Below are 24,068 nucleotides of genomic sequence, written 5' to 3'. Positions count from 1 at the left end.
AATATAATCCCCAAAAACTTAATATCTGATTTTTATGTTCAGGTAGTTCCATATATTTTAATCTAATAATAAACATATCAGTATTCCCTCTCAAATTTATATCAGTAACTTATTGATAGTAAGTAGTTATTTTTATTTTAAAATTGGCTTGATCGTTTATTAGTCATATGAATTTAATAAAACGCTATCAAGTAATAAATGTAATTATATTAGCTTTCTTTATTGCACCATTTAAATATTGCATTTAATGTTTGACATTGTAATGTGTATATATTATCTTTATTGCAGTATTTAAATGGAGCATTCAGGTGATAGGTAGACAATCAATACTTAAAAACGTAGATAAAGAAGAGATATCAATAGAAATTATTAGCTATAAAATAGCGGGATTTAAATATAGACAGCCAATAATTGTTATTGATAATACTGATAAAGTGACTGTTGAATATAAAGAAAATAATTCAATAAATATCCCTAAGATAACCTTTCTGTACAGAGTTATTTCTAATAGTGATACCCAAGAACAAATTATTATCGGTCTAGATGTTGTCAATGTTTACCTAATGCATTTATCGGTTAATGGTAATCTGAAAGATACATCAACTTATTCAAGAGCATTTATACATTATTTTTCTTTTTTGGCTGCTATCAATCAAGAGTGGAATGACATGTCTTTTATTCAAAGCCAGCGTCCCACATATATGTTTAAAAATCATTTAGAGGCGATGTATAGAAGTACCGATCCGGAAAGTAATTTAGCGGGTAGTACTGTTAAATCCTATATGAGAAGTATAGTCAATTTTTATCGTTTTTATGTTTCAAAAAAATATCCTTTTATTAACCCTCCGTTTGAAAATAAAGTTGTGAAGTTGAATTTACCTAGCCCTTCTTCTTCGATGAATAGCAATACAACTATTGAAGTTCAATCAAGTGATCTTAGACCGAATGTGCCTGCTCAGAAAGCAGGGGTAATTCTTCACAAATTACGCAGTGTAAATAAACATGAATGGGATTTATTGGATAAGATACTTAGAGTTGATCGAAAGATTTTAAAAAATTCAAATGGATATCTTTACTCCGGTTCACTTCCTCTTGAATTTAGTTATATTTTCTTAATCATGAGGTATACAGGGTTGAGAAGAGCGGAGGTTTTAACTTTAAATAGCTCGCTTATTTTCAAACCAAATATTGAACAGTTAAAAAGGGGGTATGTTTCTATTACTGTAGGTCCAAAATTTGGAGTGGATACAAAAAATGATAAAGAAAGAGAGATTGAATTTCCAACAGGTTTAATGGATAAAGTTTATGAATACCTATTATCTGAACGCTTTATCAAAAGAAGGAATAAGTTTCTTAACCTTAACCAATCTGGTGATCAAAAACGAATTCCCATTTTTCTTAATAACAGAGGAACTATCTACTCTAAAGAAAGCGCCAATGCACGCTGGAGTGAAATTAGGCAGTCGATAGTAAAAAAACTTAATTACGAATTTACGCATAAAATGCACAATTTAAGAGCTACCTATGGTGTATTCCGGTTGTTTTCTTTATTAGATGCAGGGATGAAACAGAGTGATGCCTTAGTCTTTGTACAGACAAAGATGGGACATGAAAAACTTGCTACGACATTAGAATATCTTAAGCAAACTGAGGGAGCAAAAAGCGCAGATGAACTATCAGAAATAGCTCTTAATCATTTATTTGATATTCATGACAAGGCTATAAAATAAATGGCCTTTCAAAATAAAAGACGTAAGTCATTTGTAGCTAATAAAATTGAAGAGGTATCATTAGCCTCAGTCTCATATATATCTATAGATTCATTAGAAATAAACTTTAATGGCTCTATTGCTTACTTCAGAAGATTGAAGTATCGGGGTTGCCCTAAACTGATATTAAACTCTCTGAAAAAGTTGGATTTCAATAAGAAAGATATTCAACATTTGAAAGATATGAATCGAAATGATTTTGTAATGAGTATGTATAACATTTTTTTGAGGTATTCAACACACAGCACGACAGCTTATGGTCGTTTTGCTTTTTTGGCTAGATTTGTTTCTTTTTTAGATACAAAAGAAGTGGAAGCGGAGATCAGTAATAGCACAGTACGACTCTATCTCGAAAATAGAAACCTTGAAGTATTAAAGGGTTCTATTAATAAAAATACATTGCAAAAAGATAAATCACATCTTGTAAATTTATTAAAAGAATTAGGGATGGGTGATATTGCTAGGGATTTACCTGAAATAAAAAATAGAAGACAAGCAGCAATACCCACAGATGCACTGCCAGATAATGACCGTATAGACATAGCCAAAAAGCTTATAAAAGCATTCAATATTTGCGTAAAATATGTCTTTTCTGGAGAAAAACCATCTGCATGTCCTTTGTTTGAGGAAGATGATTTTTGTGTTGAGAGAAAATTTATTCGAGGAGCTAGATATATATCTAAAGGTGAAGACTGGCTGAATTTTGTTACTCGTCTAGCATTGATGATCACCTCATTATGGACAGGTGGGAACCTATCTCCTTTATCTCAGCTTAAGAAAAATGATGTTAAAAGCTTTAAAAAAGGTGATGGTAATAACTATACGCTAAATTCAATAAAGTCTCGTGCACAATACGAAAGACAAGGATTAGAAATAGGGTTTAATAAACGATCAAAAGAGTTTATTGAAAACTGGTTGCTGGTTTCTGAAATAATAGCTCCAGGCCATGATAGTGATTTATTCCCATATCTGAACAAAGCTGGAAATCTCACAGCATTTAGTTGCGGCTACCCAAAACCTCACCAAAGTATTAATAAGAAACTAACAGCGATGGGCTTACCTGAGATTACTACAAGAATCTTAAGAAGTACTCGAAGCTCGACATTAATGCGAGCATACGATGACGTATTTATTGTGGCATCAGCAAATAAAAATACAGTTGAATCAACATCACAACATTATTTAGAAGGTGCAAAAGAAACGCATGAGATGCAGCTAGCAAGTGCCTTTCAAGTTCAAAAAGCAATGGTAGGAGGCATGGAAAAGAAAAAAGCAATAGACAAATATGCGCAGTCTATTAAGGACCCTTTTACGCAAGATGAGTGGCTTGAAAAAAAGAAGAATGCTTTAGCAAATAAAACTCTTTCAGGTGTGAGGTGTACAGAACCATTCGGTGAAAAAGCTAAAAAAAGCTTACGTAAATATAGAAAGTTGGAAGCAAGTAATGACGGAGCTTGCATTGATTTTTTAGATTGTTTTGAATGCCCGTACCACGCTTTAATAGCTGAAGTTGATGATATCTGGTTAATGCTTTCATTTAGATCCATTGTTATTTCATCTATTTCTAGACCGTCCATCAATAGCGTACCATCTGAAAAATTTGGGGATGTACTTGTAAAAGTTGAACTTATTCTTAATAAGTTTAAATCAAAATCTGAAATAAATTATAAGCACGCAGTGGAAAAAAACAGTAAAAAACCTCACCCATTATATTCGGATGAAGATTCAATTAACGATTTACTAGGAATTTATCAATGATCCAATTAGCCGAATTCGAAGCTTTAGCACCCCAAGCACCGAAAATAGTTACAGATAATTCGGAAGATAATTATGTTGTAACTTTAGATGCAAATGATAAGCCGTTATCTTTTTTATATGATGATGAATGGGAGTTTTGTTTTATACGAAAATTTACCCAAGGTAACCCTGTGACTACAGTTTCATTCAAGGGGCTTCATGAAGATCATCGAGCCTGTGTACAACGTGTTTTAGGTGGAATATTGACTATTAATGCTCATAACTATTCGGTTAGTACAATGCGAATTCAGGTTAGCAACTTAACCAGGATTATTAGGTGCTTAGGGACTAAAGATTGGACGCAACTAGATAGCAATTCTTCTTTTAGGGGCTTTAAATTAAGGCTGAGTGAGTTAAGTCTTTCTGCTCAGACGATAAAAGAAACGGCTTCAACAATTAATAAATTATACGATCTTAAATTAACTTCCCGATTAATCACAAGGCCAAAAAAATTGGCAAAAGAATGTGCGTGTATTAATAAGCAAGTCCAAAAGCAACACATAGCGATACCTGAATCTATAGCTAAAAAAATATTTTCATCAGCTATTAAAACCATTGAGGAATACTACCCATATCGTTCGGATCTTAGTAACCAATTTAAGCACTTTTATGAAAAAAGAGAGGAGTATCTTCTTCTATATCCAGAGGGAAAACCTAGTAAATTTACGAAAGAGTATAAAATAAAGTATCCAAGTAAAATTAATATATCTGGATTCTCTGTATCACAAAGTGCCTCTATTTTAGCTGAAATTAAAACAGCTTGTTTGATTGTAATAACAGGCTTTAGTGGTATTAGGTTCTCAGAAGCATCAAGCCTTAACAAATCTAGCTATAGTGTGAAAAAATATATTGATATGGACGTGCCTATTATTAAAGGAGAGTCTAGTAAACAACAGGAAGGTGGGGTAAGTAAACCTGAGTCATGGATAACACACCCGATTGTTGAAAAGGCGATAAAACTAGCTTTTGATATGTCTGAATATGTTAGGCAATATTGCCAAATAAATTATGCGGGCAATCCTAAGATATTAGTCAATATCAACTCTCTATTTGTAAATAATAACATTGGAAACTTAAACGAGAAGAACCTTATATCTCCTCATCCATTTTATAGCTACTTTTCTAAAATCATGACTAAAAATAACATTCAAGCAAGTCATGCTGATGTTAAGGAGTTTGACTTACTCAATCCCATCAGAAAAGGAGAATTAGAAGTTGGTGGTTATTTGCCTAAATTAAGTACCCATGATTTTAGACGAACATTTGCCGTTTTTTTAGTTAGAAATAAGCTTGGAAATGTCATGGCTTTGAAGCATCAGTACAAACATTTAAATGTTTTCATGTCGCAGTGGTATGCAAATAACTCTGAATTAGCACATGCAATGGACATTAGCCTTGACACTGAACTTCAAGAGTTAATATTTGAATCTAATATTGTTGTAACAACTGATGCGCTTTTTGAAATATACAATAGCCCAACGTTATCAGGAAAAGAAGGAAAAAGAATCCAAGAAGAGCGCAGCAAAGAGGAATATAAGGGTTCCATTTATATGACTCGTGAAGAAATTGAACAACGAGTTAGAGCTGGAAAAGTAAGTATTGTAAAACATCCTACTGGTTATTGTTTTAGCCCCTCATGTGATCGTATTTGTGCTTCAAATTTATCTTCCGCCTCTTGTGAACATGAAGCTGTAACAAGAGAAATAGCTTTATCAAAGGTTCCTATCAGAGAAAGGCTAATAAAAAAAATTAGCTACCTCAGTAATGACTTTGGGAGTATGGCTAACATTCTTACTAGTATGAAACTTGAAGTTGAAGCTATTGAGGAAGTCTTAAAAGATCATGGGATTAAATTCATATTCCCAAATAATATTACCAACTAGTTAACAAGGAAAACTTATGACAGGCCAAGATACAGAGAAACTATTAAGAGATGCTTTTGCAAGGTTACTGGAAGGAAAGCCGATCAATACCGAAGCGGATGGAAAAGTTAGTATTAAAAGGATAAATGATGAGGCAACTCTCTCTTTAAGCTCTATTTATTATTATAAAGACTTTGTAAAGGAGGCAAAGATTGCGATTAGAGATTACAAAATATCGAAAAACAAAAAAAATTCTGAAAAAGAGTTTGATGCTGAAGAGGAAGAAATAACTAAGTTAAGAGCTGAATTAAAAAATGAAAAAAGACTCAAAAGTAAATATAGAGATGAAAAAAACAACCAAAAATCACTTAATAATGAAGTTGTTATTGAGAACACTTCATTAGCCTATAGGCTTTTTGAATTACATGATGAGCAGAGAAATACGTTCAATAGTAATGTTTTTCCATTTTAATAAATTCATATGATTTTGTAATTATTTAGGTTAGATGTACTGAACCTAATATTATCAATTTAAAATAGAGGTATAAAATGAAAAAATTAGTAAACAAGATGAGTTGGTAAATTTACTTAAAAATGATGAAACAATAGTGTTTGACCCTCATTCGGATAGCTCATTTAGTCGCTTTATTAGCGGAGAGGGACCTAATACCTGCGTACTACTATGATGCCGAACGGAGCAGAATACTTTTCGCCAGCATGGTATTAAATACTCGTTTTATTTAAATATAAAGTACAACTTTTAGACACTTCGAATATAAAATTTAAAATTCTATATTTAACAGGTGATTGTATTATGAGAAAATTTAGAAATGTCACAACGACTAAAAAAGTATTAACACTAATATGTGATGCTTGTGACGAGCAAGCTACCCATGATGATCTTAAGTTTCATGAATATATATGTATCAATCAACGCTGTGGCGAAGCATCTATTCACGTGAAAGGTGCACAACTTATGATGGATTTATGTCAAGATTGCTTTGCAAAAATCTGCTTTTATCATTTTACTTTGATTGATGAAGAAGATACTAGGTAATGCTTTAATTATATAAGCTCAAACTTGAATTGACACTTTGGGTAAATAGATTTTTATCGAGTATGGCAGTCGCAAATGCCACCATAGCGGCCATAGATATTTTAAATTAAAGCGACAACTCTTCCGGAAATTACAGGCATAACGCAATTAAATAACACGTTAACTAAAGCAACAGAAAAAGACTAATAGATCGAAAAATAATATGTTTTTCTATTTTTGCACTGTACCTTCGAGTTTCTCAATTTGTTCTTTAGCTCTTCTAGACTTGGGAGATACTTTTAAAACTAATCGGTAGTTTTCAATTGCTTTCTTTTTATTGCCAATTTCAGACCAAGTATCAGCTAGGCTTTCTCTTGCGTTGGCTGAATTAGGGAATTTAGTGGTAAGAAACTCAAAAGCGGGAATTGAAGATTCCGCCCCACTACCATACCTAAGCGCATATGCCCGATACAGTAAAAAACGCTCTATCAATGCTTCATCACCATCGAAAATATTCGACACTGCTTTGTAAACTTCTATTAGACCCTTATCGTTTTTTTCTAAAATGTTACTTAAAAATTGTTCTTTTATGGCTGCCATTTCAAATTTGTCAGGATCAATAATTGCCATTAAACTATCTGCCAATACATCAGTCCAAACATCATAGGCATTGCCATTAGTCGCATAGACAAGCGTATAATTATCTGCGCTATCTTTGGGATTAAAATAATGGCGTAGCTTTACATGATTCCCACCATCATGACCAAAATGATAATATCCATCCTCAAAAGCGTACTCAAATCCAAATGCATAACGTCCTTTATTTCCGTCAGCCAACTTCATCGGTTGCCACAATTGCTTTAAAGTTTTTTGACTGACAAATTTGCCAATGACGAGTGCAGTCATAAATGTTGCAAGGTCTTCAGGGGTTGAATAAAGTGCAGAATGTGAAAATGTATATTCTGGCCAATCAATATTCATATTCTTTCTAATCTTGCCGTTAGCCCCACGATAACTAGTAACATGGTTGTTGATGATATCTTTTGCGCTTGTATGCCCTGTGTTTTTTAACCCTAAAGGGTTAATGATTTCCTCTGCCACTAATGCTTGATAAGACTTACCTGTCTTGGCTTCTAAAATAGCAGAGAGTAGGAGGAAATTTGTATTGTTATAGCTGTTTTTTGTGCCTATCTCAAAATGTTCAGGTTCATCAATAAGAGACAAGAAAACTGCTTTTTTGGTTGGTAAAAAATTGCCTTTTTTCATTGCTATATCAAAATATCGAGGAATACCAGATGTGTGGCTTAATAAGTGTTCTATCGTAATTGGCTGCCATTTTTTTGAGAGATAGGGTAAATATGCGCGTATTGAGTTTTTAAGATCAACTCTCCCTTGCTCAACTTGCTGCATCATCAGCACACTTGTTAATAGTTTGGTAATAGAATAACTAGGGAAAATGTGTTTTTCGGTAATATCAACATTCAGTTCGATGTTAGCGACCCCATGCTGACCTCGATAAAGTTGTTGATGATTCTTTAGAATTAAAACCGACTGGCCAACGACCCCATATCTTTCATTATTTATCGCCAATTGTTGGTTAAGTGATGTATGCATAGAAAGAGGGATTTCTTCCAATGCGTTGGCTGAATTACAGTTGGTTAAGATAAGTAATGAAGTTGTGAAGAAGGCGGAGAATAAATATTTCATCGTTTCCCTTGGTAAATGATTAAAGTCGTTAATTAGATGAAGCAAGTAACTAAAAGGTTTAAGACTGTTAAATATTAATATTTTATTTGCTCTTTTTTACAGTATTACACATACGAAATATAATCTGAATCTACTTTGAATACTCTATGATTAATGCCCACAAAAAGGTATGAACTTCAATTTTATATAGAAATTGTGAACGGCAGGAATGAGCTTGCAGGAGCCATACCCTGTAAACTTATAAGAGCATTACCGCGACTGGCTTCTGAACCACCAAAGCAGTCATAGAGACTTGGAATCAAAGCAGTTCCGGCTCCGACTAAGCAGGCATGAGTAATTATTGATAGTAAGGTAATAACGAACCAACTGAAGGAGCAAATTCAAGGTGTTTTCTTAGTTGTATTTAAGTAAGCATTTAACGTTATCCCATACAAACTTGTATGTTGGAACTACTGTACCATTTGGTGCTACCCACTTAGTAATATCCTTATTAACTCCTCCAAGTCGCTTGTAGAATTCTTGCGCTCTAATATTGTGTTGTGTTACCAACAAAAACAATTTTGAACTAGATGAGTAATCATCACATAACTGGGCTGCGGTTAATAAAAGTAATTTCCCAATACCTTTAGATTGGTGAGTTGTTTCGATATGTAAATTATCTATATAAGAGCCATGAGTTGGGTCTTCATCTAGTAACACACAAACAAAACCAACTATATGATCATCAACCTCTGCAACAAATGTTTTTTGATTAGTTTTAGGGAATTTAAGTGTCGAGTCCCATATGATTTTTCTCTCTTCTGGGACGATATTATTGAGGTAATCTTCACTTAGTACATTCTCATAACCAATTTTCCAACTCTCTGCATGTATTGAAGCAATAACTCCATTATCTTTGTATGTCGCTATACGTATATTCATTAAAGCTAAATCACATTTTAAATTTTGATTAAGGTTTAGCCTAACCTATATAAGTGTATTAAATCAATCAACTACCCCTTCACCCCTGATTTATCAGAATTAATTTTTTCAACATTTATAAATTTTATTGAGTTAATACTAAGGATAATCCACTTAGCCATACTAATTGTGCTCCATAGCTAAGTCTTTGATATAAACCTGGGTTAGTTTTTTTCTTAATGGTTTTTGCCATTTTATAGATAAAGTAAACTGTCGCTAAAATACTGGCTATTGAAAATATTTTAAAGGGAGTTGTTATTGACTGGTTTATAGGGCTAAAAACCATTAATAATTGTGCTATTAGTAAAGCTAGTAACATAATAAAGCCTGCCCATGAGTGAACTTTACAATTAAAGGATGGAGATTTCGTATATGCGTTTGCATCCATAGGAAAATACCCTGCAACCAAAGTACCAATACCGTGAATTATGATCAAGGAACCTGTTATAACCGAGACTATAGAACTGTCTTTCATTTGGATAACAGCGAAGCCAAAAAAACAAAATAAAATACCTAAAGGATAGTTATTTATTATCGGGGATAATCTTTCAGTTGGACTTCCTTTGGCTCCTAGCTCACTACAAAATTGCTTATTATGGTTATAATTTGGGTAAAACTTAGCAGCGAGAAAGACTCCAAATACAATCCAAATTGAAGCAATTAATCCGCAGTAAGCAAAATAAGTAGTCATTATATATCCTGATTTATATCGTAAATTATGGATACATAGTAACATCCCATTAATAACGGTTAAATTACTTAAAAAGGGATTTAGCATCCCATTAGTGGAATTAAGGTTTTTTGATGTGGCGATATGATGATCTTTTAATAATAACAGAGGTAATAAAGCAAGGTAGCTTTATTAAAGCTTCTAAAAAACTAAATATACCTTCTAGTACTATTAGTCGAAGAGTTAGCGAATTTGAATTGGAATTAGGTGTAAGGCTACTTGAAAGAAACTCTCGTAAACTCAGTTTAACTGAAAAAGGAGAGTATTTATTTAATCATTGTCACCCACAAATGCAGACAATTAAAGATGTTATTCAAGCTATCCAGATAGATAATGAAAAAACAGTAGGAAAGTTAAGGGTAACAGCACCTATAACATTGGGCAATGAACTATTAAATGGTTGGTTTTGTGATTTTGCTAAATTACACCCTGACATTAAGCTAGAGATTGTACTTAGTAATGATTATGAAGACCTTTTAGATGACAGTTTTGATATTGCTATCAGGGTTGGACCTTTAAAAGACTCTGAATTCATTGCTCAGTTTTTATTTGACTCATATTCAGTCTTATGTGCTAGTGAAAAATATTTAAATCAAGTTAAGCCTAACTTAGATTCTTTATATCAAATTGAACAATGTGACTTTTTATCATATCAATCAGATAATAGTAGCTTGCGTTTAATTAACTCTATTAATAATAAACCTGTTGAACTTAATGTAAATGCTCGAATATCATCTTCAAGCACAGCGATTTTAAGACAAGCTGCTGTTGATGGTCTAGGGGTTGCTTGTTTACCGATGATTAGTGTTAAAGATGAAATTACATCAGGTGAATTAATTCATTTATTTAAAGAGACAGTAGGAATACACAGAAGGGAAATTTATGCTGTTTATCCTAGTAAGATTCACCTCTCCAAAAAAATGAAGTTATTCATTGAACATTTAAAACTGAATGCAGCAAAAATATTTTGAACTATTGAACGGCAGTAATGAGCTTATTGTTGTCTGTCATATTTAGTTAAATTCTGATATTTAAAAGCGTAAGATCAAGTTTGAGCTACTACAGCTAATTATTGTACTCGGTCAAAAGTATGAAATATATCTTCAGTTTTCATGTTTTTTAGTCACTTTTTCTTAAAAACGTTAAAAAGTATGAACTAGGTTGTAACTAGTTGTTAAATATTGCTTTTAATACTTTTTTCATAAATTGATTCGTAAGAGTAGCTGGGGGCAAAAAAAGAGTTGTAGGTGAAATCCTAAAGGTCTTACCTGTAAAGGGTAAAAAAAGGCTCGTTGAACCTTTTGTTGGTGGTGGCTCTGTTTTTCTGAATATAGATTTTGATGAATATCTGTTAATTGATATGAACAAAGATCTAATCTCGCTATTTAACATCATAAAAAACCAATCTACACAATTTATTGCTGATGCTCAAATGTACTTTGCTGGTGATTACAATCATCCTGAGAAGTATTATGAGTTACGTAAGCAGTTCAATGAATCCAATGATTCATACCAACGCTCAGTACTCTTCTTGTATCTAAATAGACATGGTTACAATGGACTATGCCGCTATAATAAAAGTGGTGGCTACAATGTGCCATTTGGAAGATATAAGCACCCATACTTCCCTAAAGCTGAGTTAGAGTTTTTCTCAAAGAAAGCTCAAAAAGCAACGTTTGTACAAGGTGATTTTGAAAAAGCATTTTCTCAACTTAAAAGTGATGATGTTATTTATTGTGATCCTCCTTACTCTCCAATTAATAGAACGTCAAATTTCACAGCTTATGCTGGTAATTCATTTACTGATGAAGATCAGATAAGATTGGTGGCTTGTGCTGAAAAAGCAAAGCAGAAAGGTGTAGCAACTATTATTTCTAATCATCATGTCGATTTTACTCGTGAACTTTATAAAAATGCGGATAAAAGAGAATTTTTTCAAGTACAGCGTTCAATTAGTCCAAAGGGACAAGGACGAGTTAAAGTTAAAGAAGTATTAGCACTGTATAAATAAGCGTTATACTCCGTATCAGAGACGATAGCACTGGATTCAGTTAAGTCAGACAACCCAAGGTTGTCTGTTAGCCGGCTTAGTTACTCAGCCTTTAAGTAATGAACAACACCTACCTTCCGCCCTTACAGCAATCCATAAGCGATAAACCTCTGAGTCAAGGTAATAGATCTTTTGTCGTGATTAGTCGTGCCAGAAGAAATAGATAGCTCAGCTGTATCAGCTTGGCATTACTAAGCTAACAACTGCTATTAAACACCCTATAAAAATCAGTACAGCGATGATGCCTGCAATAATAAAGTGAGATAGTTTTCCTTCAGAGAAATCTCGCTTTCGGTTACTTTCATTTTGCACACCAAAAAAAGCAGCAGCAACACTTTTGAAAGTGTTTTTCATGCTGCTTTGAATGATAAAAGCTAAAGTTGTTTTAATGGAAGCTATAATGAATAAGCTCTACTAAATCTAAAAAGTGTAAATGCGTAGATTTACTTTCCCCTGATAACCATGATATCCAGCTTTTGTTCGACATATTAGTGATATGGCATGGATGATTTATATGATTCATAGGCAAGTTTGACTCTACAAGCATACATGAACTTAGTAATTTTGCTTGTATGCTTTGACTAGCGGTATGCTTGTTTAGAGTAAATAAAAGAACAATAGTAAGGGTAAAAGCAAAAGATAATTGCTTAAACTTTGTAAAATAAGCGTTTGTCATAATCCGTTTTGACATGGTTTTTTTCACTGTGTACGAAAAGAGGTGAACAAGTATAGCTCAAGTTCACCTCTATGTCTTTGACTGTTTATTCGTCAATTAATCGAAAAAACAATCAATAAACTATTCTATAAATCGATATCAATAGAATAAGAAACTGTAAATTTCATATCATCGTTATCCATATCAGTATCTGATACCGCGAAGGTGAAGCCACCTTTACTTAAACTTACACCATAATCGCTATAATCATCACTTTTGTAGTCATCATCGAAAGAATAATCACCTATGTGTAGCGCTAAAGTTAAGCCTTCAGCAACTTCAAATTCCGCGTCAGCAGAAATATATAGTGCGCTATCAGCCCATTCAGCACCATCATCATTATTTACACCATAGTTGGCTGAAACTGAAAAGTATGAGTAGCTTAATGAGCCGTAGACTTCACCAAAATCATATTCATTAGTACTGTCAGTTTGAGCTGAATCAGGGTAAGCATAATAAATGTAACCAACATCGTAACCAAAACCTTGACCTAACTCACCACCAAATCCTAAGTAAAAATCTAGTTCAGCACTAGCATCATCACCAAAGTCTACATTAGAAGCCCAAGTACCAGCATAGAATCCTGATTCGTGTGCATAGTCAATACCACCAGAAATAGCGGCAGCGTCATCTGTTTGTGTTACGCCACGCCATAAATAGTTGCTAGTTGCTCCAACGTTTGCTGACAAACCTTCAACAGCAAATGCTGAAGATGCTACAAGTGAACCTGCTATTAAAGCGGAAGTGAGTGCGATATTTACTAGTGTCTTTTTCATATTATTCTCATTGTGTGAAAGTTATTAGATAAATTAAAGATAGTTTTAAGCTAATTTGATAATTGCAAGCTTAATGCCTAAGTTGATCTTTAAACGTTTATTGGGTTTTTATGTATAAAAAACAGTGGGATAAGTTGTTTTTGTTAAGTTGTGCCATATCATTAGGAACGTTGTGTCGCGCTTTTTTGGTGCGTTAATTTACACTATGTTCAAAAGCAGTGCGTTATGACATTCATTTAAGCTATTCTCTGTTAGGCTATTCGCATTTAGATAACGCTTGGGTATAATAGCGGCATATTTTTTTAGGAAACTTTGCTCATGTCACCATTTTTAATTGCCCCTTCTATATTATCAGCCGACTTTGCTCGCTTAGGTGATGATGTTGCTAAAGTCTTAGCTGCAGGCGCTGATGTTGTTCATTTTGATGTGATGGATAACCACTTTGTCCCAAATTTAACGTTTGGTCCTATGATATGTAAATCACTACGTGACTACGGCATAACAGCCCCAATTGATGTCCATTTAATGGTTAAGAATGTTGATACGCTCATTCCCGGTTTTGCTGAAGCGGGAGCTGACATAATCACTTTCCATCCTGAAGCCAGTGACCATATCGACAGAAGCTTACAGCTGATAAAAGACAATGGTTGTAAAGCAGGCTTAGTACTAAACCCAGCGACACCTTTACATTGTTTAGACTTTGTTATGGATAAGCTTGACGTTATTTTATTAATGTCAGTAAACCCAGGTTTTGGTGGCCAATCTTTTATTCCAACAACATTAGATAAATTGCGTTTGGTAAAAGAAAAAATTAAGCAAAGTGGCTATGATATTCGCTTACAAGTTGATGGTGGTGTTAAAGCCAATAATATTGCTGAAATTGCTGATGCAGGCGCTGATATGTTCGTTGCGGGTTCTGCAATATTTTCTCAAGATGATTATAAAGTCGCAATTGATGAAATGCGCGCTGAGTTAGCGAAAGTTTCGCAATAAACAGTAAGTGAACATAAGCAATAAATAAGTAAAGCATTCAGAATTTAAAGGGTAAAAAAATGACAAGTAAACCTATTGTATTAAGTGGCTGTCAGCCGTCAGGCGAGTTAACTATTGGTAATTATTTAGGCGCATTAAAACAATGGGTTAATATGCAGTCAACGCACGAATGTTACTACATGTTGGTAGATCAACATGCTATTACCGTTCGTCCTAAGGCTGCAGATTTACGCAACGCAACCCTAGACGGCTTAGCACTCTATTTAGCTTGTGGAGTTGACCCAGAGCAAAGTACTATTTTTATTCAATCGCATGTGCCAGCACATGCACAATTGAGTTGGGTGCTGAACTGTTATACCCAAATGGGCGAGTTAAATCGCATGACTCAATACAAAGATAAGTCTCAAAAATCTGAAGCCAATATGAATTCAGGTTTATTTACTTACCCAGTATTGATGGCTGCTGATATTCTTCTTTACGGTGCTGACCGTGTTCCTGTAGGTGATGATCAAAAGCAGCATTTAGAATTAGCTAGAGATATTGCTACACGTTTTAACAACCTGTATGGCGATATTTTTACAGTACCAGATCCGTTTATACCTGAGCACGGTGCTCGTGTAATGAGTTTGCTTGAACCCACTAAAAAGATGTCTAAATCTGATACAAACCCAGGTAACTTCATTGGTTTATTAGAAGACCCTAAAAAGGTTGCCAAGAAAATTAAACGTGCAGTTACTGATTCTGATGAACAAGCTCGCATATATTATAATCTTGAAGAAAAACCGGGTGTATCAAATTTATTGTCACTATTGTCTTGTGCCACAGGTAAGAGTGTTGCCGACTTAGTGCCTACCTATGAAGATAAAATGTATGGTCATTTAAAAGGCGACGTTGCTGATGCAGTAGTCGCTTTGTTAGAGCCGATTCAAACTAAGTTCCACCAATACCGTGCAGATACAGCATTCTTAGAGCAAGTTATGCATAGTGGTGCTGAAAAAGCCTCTGCCCGAGCGAATAAAGTACTTGCTTCAGTATATGAAGCGGTAGGCTTTATTCCTCGACCGTAACACCGAGCTACTCAGTAATTATTTAGACAAAAAAAGCTTATTTTCATAAAGAAAATAAGCTTTTTTATTGGCTTTTTATCAGCGCTATATTATTTTATTTGGTATTAGTCTTCTTCTAATGCTGCTTCACTTGCTTGTTCAAATAAAGCATTACTTTGTTTAACAAAATCGTCAACACTGTTGCTAGGTGCTATTAAAAATACAGGTGCCATTATGGTGGCATTATAATTAGGGTGCGGATTGAATTCACGCTTTTTACTGTATTGTAATAAATAAGTGCCGCCAAACAATAACGCAGTAATGCTGATGGCCACGACAATCCTCCGCTTTGCGCTCATATGAAAACCAATATAACTATTTAACCAGAACAAGCTAAAAGCTAACAAAATAGGCAGTAACATAATTAATAAGCCTAAGGCGGAGTTACTAGCTGAATTAAAGGCAACAACCTCTTCGAGTAAATCACTGAACCACATCAGTATGAAAAAGACAAAGCTAATGCCAAACTGAGCTAATATCCTCGGTTCATTCTTAGTGAGGTGTGATACTAAGGCAACGCCTGCAGGCCATAGAGAAAATAATAAGCTCATACTAAAAGCGCTAACAAATAACTGACTTATATTAGTTTCTACTTGTTGGTTTAAATAGGAAATATTACCGGCTATTAGCATAAACAAAGCAACACTAATAAAGACCGCAATAGGATGTCGGATTAAATCAATAAGGGACTCAAATGGGCTAAGTGCAATAGTGTTTGATACTTGATGATCACTAAATAGTACTCTTAATTGGCTTTTCCCTAAAATGATAACATCGCCGTCGTTAATCACTTGTTGATGAGCATCTTGCCGCTTATCTAGGTTGTTCTCTAATAAGGTCCCATTAACTGAGTTGTTGTCATTAAGGTGCCAGATGCCTTGAGAATATTTTAATGATAGGTGCTGCGGACAAATATGTGGGTCTGTTAAAATAATATCATTGTGATAATTTCGGCCAATAGATACTTCATTTCGTTTTAATTTATGGCGATGTAATAGTTTATGATTGCGGCTAATTTCTTCAATAATTATCTCACCTTGCTCAAGTGATAAATCATCGTTTTTAAGCTGTTTCGTTGGCTCTATCTCTGCAGTGTAATCTTCAGTGCGTTGAGTTACTTCCATACCTACTTCCATGACACGGCCTCCATAAACTTACCGGTAAATGCCATAGCATTTTCTTGGCTAACTCCAGCAATGGTAAAGTGACTCACTAATGCTTGTTGATTCTTATCGACACTAGCGCCTAAATACAAAACATCAAATAATCCAGGGAAGTCTTTGTAAGCACGAGTACAGAAGATACTCTTGTTATTAATAGCCTTATTTGTATTAGCAGTACTTGAAGGCGTAACTAAATCATTATGGCATTGATACTCACTGACATCATTTTTTCCTGCTCTATTACCGGCACCTGCTCGGGCTATTTGTTGCTGGTATAAATGATAAAATTTATTATCACTTAAATTTTTTGCCTGCATATAGCGAAATTCAATCTCGACACTGCCAGTAAAAAAATGTGATGAAAGATAAGTATTTTCATCGAGCGAGCAATTTGCAATGGCTGCTAAAATAAGCGCATCGGTTTTATCTGCATTAGAGTCACCCCAACAGCGAATAAAGGGGACCTCGATAATTGGGATCATTGCTTTGCCTGCCAGCTCTTTGCTTTGCCAAGTATTATTAAGTAACGCCGTCATCAGCTTGTTTTGGTTAGCTAATAACTGTTCGGCCATTTGTTGCTTAATATCGGTAGGGGCTTCTTTGTTATAATCATTAAAAAGTTTTACCAATTTATCATGAGGTACTAAAAAGCCAATTTGGTTGCCTGATGTCGCGACATTAATACCCACTACCTTTTCAGACTTGTTTACTACAGGCCCGCCACTCATGCCGGAGTTTATCGACCCGGTGAAGTGAATACGCTCATTAAATGATTCTTTTTTTAAACCGTTGTAGGTACCCGGTACCACAATCATACCTAAATCATGAGGATTGCCTAAGGCAAACAATTTTTCACCCTTAATAGGTTTTTGATCAGAAAGCAGGAAATAAGGCATTTCACCTTCAACTTGACGTTTTACTAGTGCCAGATCATTAATGACATCAACACTGACCAATTCCACCTCAGCCATTTTTCCTTGGTGATCCAAGTATTCAATACGATATTTTTCGGGATGACGAGCATAGCTAGATATCACATGATAGTTGGTTGCAATAATGCCATCTTCACTGATTTGAAAACCTGAACCAATAGAGGACTTCTCTCCACTGGCTTTATCAATTAATTTAATTTGGTAAAGAGAGGGGGTGAGTTGCGCAAATATTTCTTCAGCTTGCTCAGAGGCAAAAGTAGTAGAACTTAATAGTATAAAAACTAAGGTAAAAAAAGCTTTCATTCATTTTCCTGTTGATAACCTATTTAACCATTGTGACACTAAATTTGTATTTGTCACCTTATCAATGACATAAATCTGCTTGCTTGATTTATATCATTGTTCCCCATGTTGAAGCCGCGTATGATTTTTCTTTTATCTATACCCGTTCCACTTGAAGATGCATGATTCAGCTGGAATTAGAAACACTTTTAGGCAAGGCATTGATTGAAGAGAATAGTTATTCTATTATCGAAATCAATAACGTAGCATAAAGCGTTTATAAACCAGCCCTTTGGGTGAGTCTGAGCAAATCATACTCTGCGTTACATTTCTTTTTAAGGGAGTAACCCTTAATAAAAAAATGCGTCTTGATTATGAATCGTTCAGACTTCCTGAAACGAGCATCTCCGAGTGGAGCGGGTATATGCCCGTTATACTGCAATATGCAAGTTCAGTAGATCGGTTATAGTTTCCTATTCAGTTTTCCAATAAAGAGGTTTGTGTGAAAAAAGTTATCAGTATTGTGAGTGTATTAGCACTGAGCAGTTTTACCCACCAAGCAGTTGCCAGTAGTGAACTCTGCCTTGTTAGTAATAATGATTGTACTTTTGTGTTACTTAGCGAGAAGAAAAGTGAGGTGATGACACAAGTAGTCAGTGAGACAACGAGTGAAGATGTAAATACTCACCATAGCGCCAAAGTGACTCAAGGCTCTTCATACACAGAAGAAAATGAGATGCTATCAGTGGTAAATGAAGAGAGAGCTAAGCAACGATTATCACCTTTTTCTACCTTTAAAATCACTAATAGCCTTATTGCATTGGATAGCAAGAAAATAGCTAGCGCACAACAAGTGTTAACGTTTGATAAAGAAAAGTATCCGGTAAAAGCGTGGTGGCCATCGGTTTGGAAACTTCCAGAATACGACCTTACCACTGCATTTAAATTTTCTATGGTGCCCATTTTTAGACAACTAGCGACGGATATTGGTCAAGATAAAATGCAGTCTTACGTCACAAAATTCAATTACGGAAATCATGATATCTCATCGGGATTAGATGATTTTTGGCTAAATGGCAGTATGAAAATTTCGGCATTAGAGCAAGTACGTTTTTTACAAAAAATGCATCGAGGACAATTAGGTGTTAGTCAGCACAGTATTGATACTCTAAAAGAAGTTATGTTAGTTGAAAAAAATGCTAACTACTTACTCTATGCAAAAACAGGAGCAGGCAAAGCAAATAGCAATGATAAAAGCAGTAAGGCCATGCTAGGTTGGTATGTGGGCTTTGTTGAAAATGATAAAGGTGTGCATTATTTTGCTTTCAATTTTACCCGTGGTAGTTATGCAGAAATGAAAGCGGTTCGCGTTGAAATTGCTAGAAATCATTTGAAAAAAGCAGGTGTTATTTAAAGTTTTTTTTAGTTATCAATTTCTGCTTTTTTGACCTAGCGCAACTAAGCGAGTTTTAAGGTGTGACACTTTGTCGCACATTGCCTAATTCCATTTGTTTCCAAATGTAATCACTTACAGAATAGCGTTATACCAATTCAATTAATTGAATTTATTTCATATTACTGTAAGTGAAAATCACATGAATTTTACTCTAAAACCTATTGCTCTCGCTGTTAACCTCACCATCTTAGGTAGCAGTGCTATGGCGCTACCTGCTTTAGCCAATAATGCTCAAGGCACGATTAAAGATATTGAAGTCATCACTATCTCAAACCAGCGTCATAATTCACTCGTAGACAATCAAAGTTACGCGCAAGGTAAAACTACCGAAGCTGATTTAGCCAATTGGCTAGCTTCTGTCCCCGGTGCGAACATTAACAGTAATGGCCCAATTACAGGCATAGCTCAGTACCGTGGTTTATTCGGCGACAGAGTTGCTACTTCACTTGATGGCCATCCTATTATTGGTGCTGGCCCTAATGCAATGGACACACCTTTAAGTTACTCAACGCCACTTATTGTTGATTCAATGACGGTATACCGTGGTATTGCGCCAGTTTCTGCTGGCATGAGTACAATCGGTGGTGCTATCGATATTTCAATGCGTAAAGCAGAGGTTATGAATTCGGAGAATGTGCAAGTATCAGGTGATTTGCAAGCAGGCTATCGAAGTAATAATAGCGCGAGTACACTTTCAGGTGTGACAAATATTGCTGCAGGTGATGTTGCGATATTGCTTTATGGCAATACTCAGACTGGTGATAGCATGGAAAGCGGTGACGGAACGGTTATTGAACTAACTGATTTTGATAAAACTCAAGCAGGTTTTGATGTAAGACATGCGACTGAAAATAATACTGTGGGTTTGAGTTATCACTATACAAAAACGACTGACTCAGGCACGCCAGCACTGCCAATGGATATAGAATATATAGAAAGTAGCCGATTTAATGTAGATGGTGATTTTCAATTAGGACAATGGCAAGGTGAATGGTCAGTAGGCTATTTAGATGCTGATCATGGTATGACTAACTTTTTAATGCGTGCCCATGATCCAATGAAAAAACGTCGTAACACCGCTCTTGCAGACACGACAGATTTTAAGTTTGTACTAAATCGTGAGTTCAGCTTTGGTGAATTGAGTTTTGGTGTTGATGGCTATCTTGCAACGCATGACTCAGTTATTACCAATCCAACGAATGCTATGTTCGAAGTAGTCAACTTTAATAATGTGCAAGATGACCGTTTTGGCTTTTTTACTGAATGGCAGAATCAATATGGACAAACTACTGTTCAGTTAGGCGTTAGAGTAAAACATGCACTATCAAATGCTGATGAAGTAAGCGGTAATATGGCAATGAATATGGCTGACATGAACATGGACTCAGGAATGGGTGGCATGGATTCAGGTATGGGCGATATGGACTCAGGCATGGGTGATATGAATTCAGGTATGGACGACATGAACTCAGCTATGATGCCAAGCATGGGAAGTTTGTTAAGTGATCTTGAAGGTGACTTTAATAATGCAGACCGCAAAGTTTCAGACACTAATGTAGATGTTGCCTTAAGTACTCAAACACAACTAAGTGAAACTCTATCACTTTATGTTGGTGTGGGTATGAAAAGCCGTGCACCATCATACCAAGAGCGTTACTTATGGACACCAATGGAATCTACCGGTGGTTTAGCAGATGGTCATACTTATATTGGTGATATCGACCTTGAATCAGAAACAGCGTATCAAGCTGACCTTGGTTTAACCTGGCAATCAAGTGACTTCATGATTGCGCCACATGTATTTTATCAAAACATTGATAACTACATTCAAGGCACGCCACTGGATATGGACGATGCATCAGCTAAAATGATGGCGTCGATGATGGCTCAAGATGATAACCCACTTAAATTTAGTAATGTTGATGCTAAATTATATGGCGCGGATGTTAATTGGTATTACAATCTCACAGACAACTTCCAGTTATCGGGAATCGCCAGTTATGTTAGAGGTGAACGTCGTGATATTGATGATAACTTATACCGCATTGCACCACTTAATGGTCAAGTAAGCGTTAGTTACCATAATGAAAATGTCATCACCAACTTAACGTTAGTTGCTGTTTCGGCACAAGATGATGTTTCTGCAACGAATACCGAGCAGGCAACCTCTGGTTATGGTTTAGTTAATATTGATATTGAGTATTTTGTAACAGCTGATTTTACCCTACGTGGGGGGGTTGATAACCTACTTGATAGAGAATATCAAAATCATTTAGGCGGCTATAATCGTGTTAAAGAAGTTGGTACGCCAGTAATGGATAGATTGCCCAGTGAAGGTTTGAGCGCGTGGGTAGAAGCGACATACTCTTTTTAATGACGCTTTATTGAGTAGATGATGTAGATCATTTACCTAATAAAAATCGACCGATATTAATTCCAAAAGCCTTTACTTTTTAACGTAAAGGCTTTTTTGTTTTTACCAAGGTTTTTATTTTAATTGACTGATTTTTAATGGTATTTTATTTTTGTTAATTGCTGTTTTGCGACAATATGACGCACCTATACGTACTTTTAAACTGCTAAAATAATACAAATTTTTCACACTAATTAACATTATAATTATGCAGCCTTACGTTTTTACTCCATCTCTATTGGCTTTACTTATTGCCAATACTTGTTATGCATCATCAGCTGAAACATTACCCGACGGTTCGGCCAAAAGTGATCTTGAACGAATAACTGTTACCGCAACCCGTAAAGAAGCCCTCGATACAGATTTAGCCATGTCTGTGCATGGTATAAGTGAAGAAGAACTCCAAATGGATAATGGCCAGCATGTCGCTGAATCATTAAACAGTATTTCAGGGGTGTTAATTGATCAGTTATCAGGTGGTCAAGGTCATAAAACATCAATCAGAATGCCGATGAATACCAGTGGTTACTATTTATTTCTGCAAGATAATGTGCCTTTACAGTCAGCTGCATTTTTCAATCATAATGCCTTGTGGTGGTCTAGTTTCAATTCTAATGTTGGCCGAATGGAAGTACTTAAAGGGGCAGGAACCGCTTTGTATGGCTCGGGCGCTGTTGCCGCCACCGTAAACATTTTGACCAAACCGGTTGTCGAACAAACTGAAACCGCGATGGATGTTGTGTTGGGTCAAGAGCAATACGGTAAAGTACAAATTAGTCACAGTAATAAACTTTCAAATACACAAGGTATTCGAGCATCTGCTTCCTATGTAACAAATGAAGGCTGGCGAGATCATACAGCCTCACAGCGTGCAGAGATCAACTTGCGCCATGAATATGAATTAACAGCCAATGAGCGATTAATCACCTCTTTTACTGCCTCTGATCTTGAACAAGAAATGGCAGCGAGCTTGAATGACGACCAGATTGAAAACGATCGTACTAACTCTGGTTTATCTGAAGAAGTACTGGCGAGTGATCCTTTGCGTAAAACACAATATATGCGTTTAACAACACAGTGGGATCAAATGAATGAGGACAGTTATTATTCTGTAATCCCTTACTTACGTCACCGTACTAATGATTATACGGCGACATGGAATAAGAACATGCCTAGAGTGCAATCGACAGTGAATACTGTAGGTTTATTAGCGCTGGCGAATTTTGTTCACACGGCTGACAATGAAACAACAGTAGGTGTTGATTTTGAATACACTGAAGGTGACCAACTCTCTTATCAGCCACTAGATTTCACCACGACAGGTTGGGGCGCTGATACCTTTGTCAAAGGTGAGAAATTCTACGATGACACCACAAGTTACACCAGCATTTCACCTTACCTGCAACACAAGCGCACATTGACAAAAAATCTCGATTTAACCCTTGGGGTTCGTTATGACTATGCGAAATATGAATTTACTAATCACCTTGGGGTTTATGGTGATATAGGACATGGAAAAATAAGCTTAGAAGACAGAGATGATGATTTTTCACATCTCAGCCCTAAAGCAAGTTTGAATTATCATTTATCTGAGAATACGAGTACCTACTTTCGGTATGCCAACAGCTTTAGATTACCAACAGCGGGTAGCCTTTATCATTTAACCACTAAGGATAGTGAAGTTGCTGAACCTGTTGATCCTGAAACTTCAGACACCTATGAGATAGGCTATAAAGGTAATTTTGATAACATAACATTCGATGCAGCTCTATATTTTATGGATGTTGATGACGGCATAGTACATGCCTATAACGATCAAGGTCAGCGTTATTTAACTAACGCCACTCGAGTACTTCATAAAGGTATTGAGCTATCTACTTTATGGGTAATCAATGACGAATTAAATTTGAGCGTTGCTTACAGTAAAAGTAAACATGAATTTGATGAACATGACGATTATTCAGGTAATGAAATGCGTATGGCACCCGATTACATTGCTAATGTTCGCTTACGTTATTTACCAAGTTACCTTGAAGGTTTCTCAAGCCAAGTAGAGCTACAATCGGTTGGCGAATACTGGATGGATGATGCAAACAGCACAGACCCTGACACTGGCCTTGAAAGAAAAGATGATGGTTACAGCATTGTTAACTTAAAAGCGCGTTATCAGCTAAATAGTCAACTTTCTTTCAATGCAAGAATTCTTAATTTAACAGACAAGGTCTATGCCCAAGGCGGTGAATATCGTTATGGCAAAAATTCTTGGTCACCGGGTGCGCCCAGAACTGCTTATATGGGTATGAGTTATCAATGGTAATAAT

General features: G+C 35.5%; 18 protein-coding genes and 1 pseudogene. 12 read left to right on the top strand and 7 right to left on the bottom strand.

Annotated features, from left to right (window positions below):
• The first annotated feature begins 308 nt into the window (after positions 1-308).
• From CXF79_RS03195 to CXF79_RS03175, 5 genes are all read left to right on the top strand, one after another.
• Positions 309-1,730, top strand: a complete 1,422-nt coding sequence (locus CXF79_RS03195) for a site-specific integrase (RefSeq protein ID WP_101153938.1) — start codon at positions 309-311, stop codon at positions 1,728-1,730.
• Positions 1,731-3,527, top strand: a complete 1,797-nt coding sequence (locus CXF79_RS03190; protein WP_101153937.1) for a hypothetical protein — start codon at positions 1,731-1,733, stop codon at positions 3,525-3,527.
• Complete coding sequence (locus tag CXF79_RS03185; RefSeq protein WP_101153936.1) at positions 3,524-5,449, top strand: hypothetical protein; 1,926 nt, start codon at positions 3,524-3,526, stop codon at positions 5,447-5,449. The genes CXF79_RS03190 and CXF79_RS03185 overlap by 4 nt, the downstream gene beginning before the upstream one ends.
• Before the next feature lie 16 nt (positions 5,450-5,465).
• On the top strand, positions 5,466-5,900 hold the full coding sequence (locus CXF79_RS03180; RefSeq protein WP_101153935.1) for a hypothetical protein: 435 nt from the start codon (positions 5,466-5,468) through the stop codon (positions 5,898-5,900).
• Between the two features lie 342 nt (positions 5,901-6,242).
• Positions 6,243-6,485, top strand: coding sequence for a hypothetical protein (locus CXF79_RS03175; RefSeq protein ID WP_101153934.1), 243 nt, complete (start codon positions 6,243-6,245; stop codon positions 6,483-6,485).
• 210 nt (positions 6,486-6,695) lie between these two features.
• Here the strand turns inward: CXF79_RS03175 and CXF79_RS03170 are convergent, their stop codons facing one another.
• The 3 genes from CXF79_RS03170 to CXF79_RS03160 all read right to left on the bottom strand — a co-directional run bounded on the left by CXF79_RS03170 (position 6,696) and on the right by CXF79_RS03160 (position 9,825).
• The gene (locus CXF79_RS03170; RefSeq protein ID WP_101153933.1) at positions 6,696-8,171 is read right to left on the bottom strand and encodes a serine hydrolase domain-containing protein; all 1,476 of its coding nucleotides are present in this window, start codon (positions 8,169-8,171) and stop codon (positions 6,696-6,698) included.
• 393 nt (positions 8,172-8,564) lie between these two features.
• Entirely contained in the window at positions 8,565-9,092 is a 528-nt protein-coding gene (locus CXF79_RS03165) for a GNAT family N-acetyltransferase (protein WP_101153932.1), read from the bottom strand.
• Between the two features lie 124 nt (positions 9,093-9,216).
• Positions 9,217-9,825, bottom strand: a complete 609-nt coding sequence (locus CXF79_RS03160) for a DUF998 domain-containing protein (RefSeq protein WP_442871889.1) — start codon at positions 9,823-9,825, stop codon at positions 9,217-9,219.
• 110 nt (positions 9,826-9,935) lie between these two features.
• Here CXF79_RS03160 and CXF79_RS03155 point away from each other — a divergent pair, with 110 nt between their 5' ends.
• On the top strand, positions 9,936-10,832 hold the full coding sequence (locus CXF79_RS03155; protein WP_101153930.1) for a LysR family transcriptional regulator: 897 nt from the start codon (positions 9,936-9,938) through the stop codon (positions 10,830-10,832).
• Positions 10,833-11,083: 251 nt separating this feature from the next.
• Positions 11,084-11,872, top strand: a pseudogene (locus CXF79_RS03150) (Dam family site-specific DNA-(adenine-N6)-methyltransferase); the annotation flags it as partial.
• Positions 11,873-12,088: 216 nt separating this feature from the next.
• On the opposite strand, the gene CXF79_RS03145 reads toward CXF79_RS03150, so the two are convergent.
• Positions 12,089-12,265 (bottom strand): DUF2970 domain-containing protein, encoded by a 177-nt coding sequence (locus CXF79_RS03145; RefSeq protein ID WP_011041337.1) that lies wholly within the window; start codon positions 12,263-12,265, stop codon positions 12,089-12,091.
• A gap of 447 nt (positions 12,266-12,712) precedes the next feature.
• Complete coding sequence (locus CXF79_RS03140; RefSeq protein WP_101153928.1) at positions 12,713-13,402, bottom strand: TorF family putative porin; 690 nt, start codon at positions 13,400-13,402, stop codon at positions 12,713-12,715.
• Positions 13,403-13,720: 318 nt separating this feature from the next.
• Between CXF79_RS03140 and rpe the strand changes: the two genes are divergently transcribed.
• Together rpe and trpS are read left to right on the top strand one after the other, a co-directional pair.
• Entirely contained in the window at positions 13,721-14,395 is a 675-nt protein-coding gene (gene rpe / locus CXF79_RS03135; protein WP_101153927.1) for a ribulose-phosphate 3-epimerase, read from the top strand.
• Between the two features lie 59 nt (positions 14,396-14,454).
• Positions 14,455-15,462 carry a tryptophan--tRNA ligase gene (trpS, locus tag CXF79_RS03130; protein WP_011041341.1) on the top strand — a complete coding sequence of 336 codons (1,008 nt, stop codon included), beginning with the start codon at positions 14,455-14,457 and terminating at the stop codon, positions 15,460-15,462.
• A gap of 104 nt (positions 15,463-15,566) precedes the next feature.
• On the opposite strand, the gene CXF79_RS03125 is transcribed toward trpS, so the two are convergent.
• A complete protein-coding gene (locus CXF79_RS03125) occupies positions 15,567-16,637 on the bottom strand; it encodes an FHA domain-containing protein (protein ID WP_101153926.1) in 1,071 nt (356 codons plus the stop codon).
• Positions 16,628-17,899, bottom strand: coding sequence for a S1 family peptidase (locus CXF79_RS03120; RefSeq protein ID WP_101153925.1), 1,272 nt, complete (start codon positions 17,897-17,899; stop codon positions 16,628-16,630). The genes CXF79_RS03125 and CXF79_RS03120 overlap by 10 nt, the downstream gene beginning before the upstream one ends.
• Before the next feature lie 481 nt (positions 17,900-18,380).
• Here CXF79_RS03120 and CXF79_RS03115 point away from each other — a divergent pair, with 481 nt between their 5' ends.
• From CXF79_RS03115 to CXF79_RS03105, 3 genes are all read left to right on the top strand, one after another.
• Complete coding sequence (locus CXF79_RS03115; protein WP_101153924.1) at positions 18,381-19,292, top strand: penicillin-binding transpeptidase domain-containing protein; 912 nt, start codon at positions 18,381-18,383, stop codon at positions 19,290-19,292.
• A gap of 181 nt (positions 19,293-19,473) precedes the next feature.
• A complete protein-coding gene (locus tag CXF79_RS03110) occupies positions 19,474-21,708 on the top strand; it encodes a TonB-dependent receptor (protein ID WP_101153923.1) in 2,235 nt (744 codons plus the stop codon).
• A gap of 247 nt (positions 21,709-21,955) precedes the next feature.
• Positions 21,956-24,064, top strand: coding sequence for a TonB-dependent receptor (locus tag CXF79_RS03105; RefSeq protein ID WP_101153922.1), 2,109 nt, complete (start codon positions 21,956-21,958; stop codon positions 24,062-24,064).
• Positions 24,065-24,068 lie beyond the last annotated feature (4 nt).

The sequence above is a fragment of the Colwellia sp. Bg11-28 genome (assembly GCF_002836245.1).
Classification (GTDB): Bacteria; Pseudomonadota; Gammaproteobacteria; order Enterobacterales; family Alteromonadaceae; genus Colwellia; species Colwellia psychrerythraea_A.
The sequence above is the reverse complement of the archived record's forward strand: the minus strand, read 5'-3'. Positions and strand labels throughout refer to the sequence as shown.

What these genes read in the sequence shown, in the direction of transcription:
- CXF79_RS03190 (WP_101153937.1), top strand. Translation starts at nt 1,731, where the DNA reads ATGGCCTTTCAAAATAAAAGACGTAAGTCATTTGTAGCTAATAAAATT.
- CXF79_RS03185 (WP_101153936.1), top strand. Translation starts at nt 3,524, where the DNA reads ATGATCCAATTAGCCGAATTCGAAGCTTTAGCACCCCAAGCACCGAAA.
- CXF79_RS03180 (WP_101153935.1), top strand. Translation starts at nt 5,466, where the DNA reads ATGACAGGCCAAGATACAGAGAAACTATTAAGAGATGCTTTTGCAAGG.
- CXF79_RS03175 (WP_101153934.1), top strand. Translation starts at nt 6,243, where the DNA reads ATGAGAAAATTTAGAAATGTCACAACGACTAAAAAAGTATTAACACTA.
- CXF79_RS03170 (WP_101153933.1), bottom strand. Translation starts at nt 8,171, where the DNA reads ATGAAATATTTATTCTCCGCCTTCTTCACAACTTCATTACTTATCTTA.
- CXF79_RS03165 (WP_101153932.1), bottom strand. Translation starts at nt 9,092, where the DNA reads ATGAATATACGTATAGCGACATACAAAGATAATGGAGTTATTGCTTCA.
- CXF79_RS03155 (WP_101153930.1), top strand. Translation starts at nt 9,936, where the DNA reads ATGTGGCGATATGATGATCTTTTAATAATAACAGAGGTAATAAAGCAA.
- CXF79_RS03145 (WP_011041337.1), bottom strand. Translation starts at nt 12,265, where the DNA reads ATGAAAAACACTTTCAAAAGTGTTGCTGCTGCTTTTTTTGGTGTGCAA.
- CXF79_RS03140 (WP_101153928.1), bottom strand. Translation starts at nt 13,402, where the DNA reads ATGAAAAAGACACTAGTAAATATCGCACTCACTTCCGCTTTAATAGCA.
- rpe (WP_101153927.1), top strand. Translation starts at nt 13,721, where the DNA reads ATGTCACCATTTTTAATTGCCCCTTCTATATTATCAGCCGACTTTGCT.
- trpS (WP_011041341.1), top strand. Translation starts at nt 14,455, where the DNA reads ATGACAAGTAAACCTATTGTATTAAGTGGCTGTCAGCCGTCAGGCGAG.
- CXF79_RS03125 (WP_101153926.1), bottom strand. Translation starts at nt 16,637, where the DNA reads ATGGAAGTAGGTATGGAAGTAACTCAACGCACTGAAGATTACACTGCA.
- CXF79_RS03120 (WP_101153925.1), bottom strand. Translation starts at nt 17,899, where the DNA reads ATGAAAGCTTTTTTTACCTTAGTTTTTATACTATTAAGTTCTACTACT.
- CXF79_RS03110 (WP_101153923.1), top strand. Translation starts at nt 19,474, where the DNA reads ATGAATTTTACTCTAAAACCTATTGCTCTCGCTGTTAACCTCACCATC.
- CXF79_RS03105 (WP_101153922.1), top strand. Translation starts at nt 21,956, where the DNA reads ATGCAGCCTTACGTTTTTACTCCATCTCTATTGGCTTTACTTATTGCC.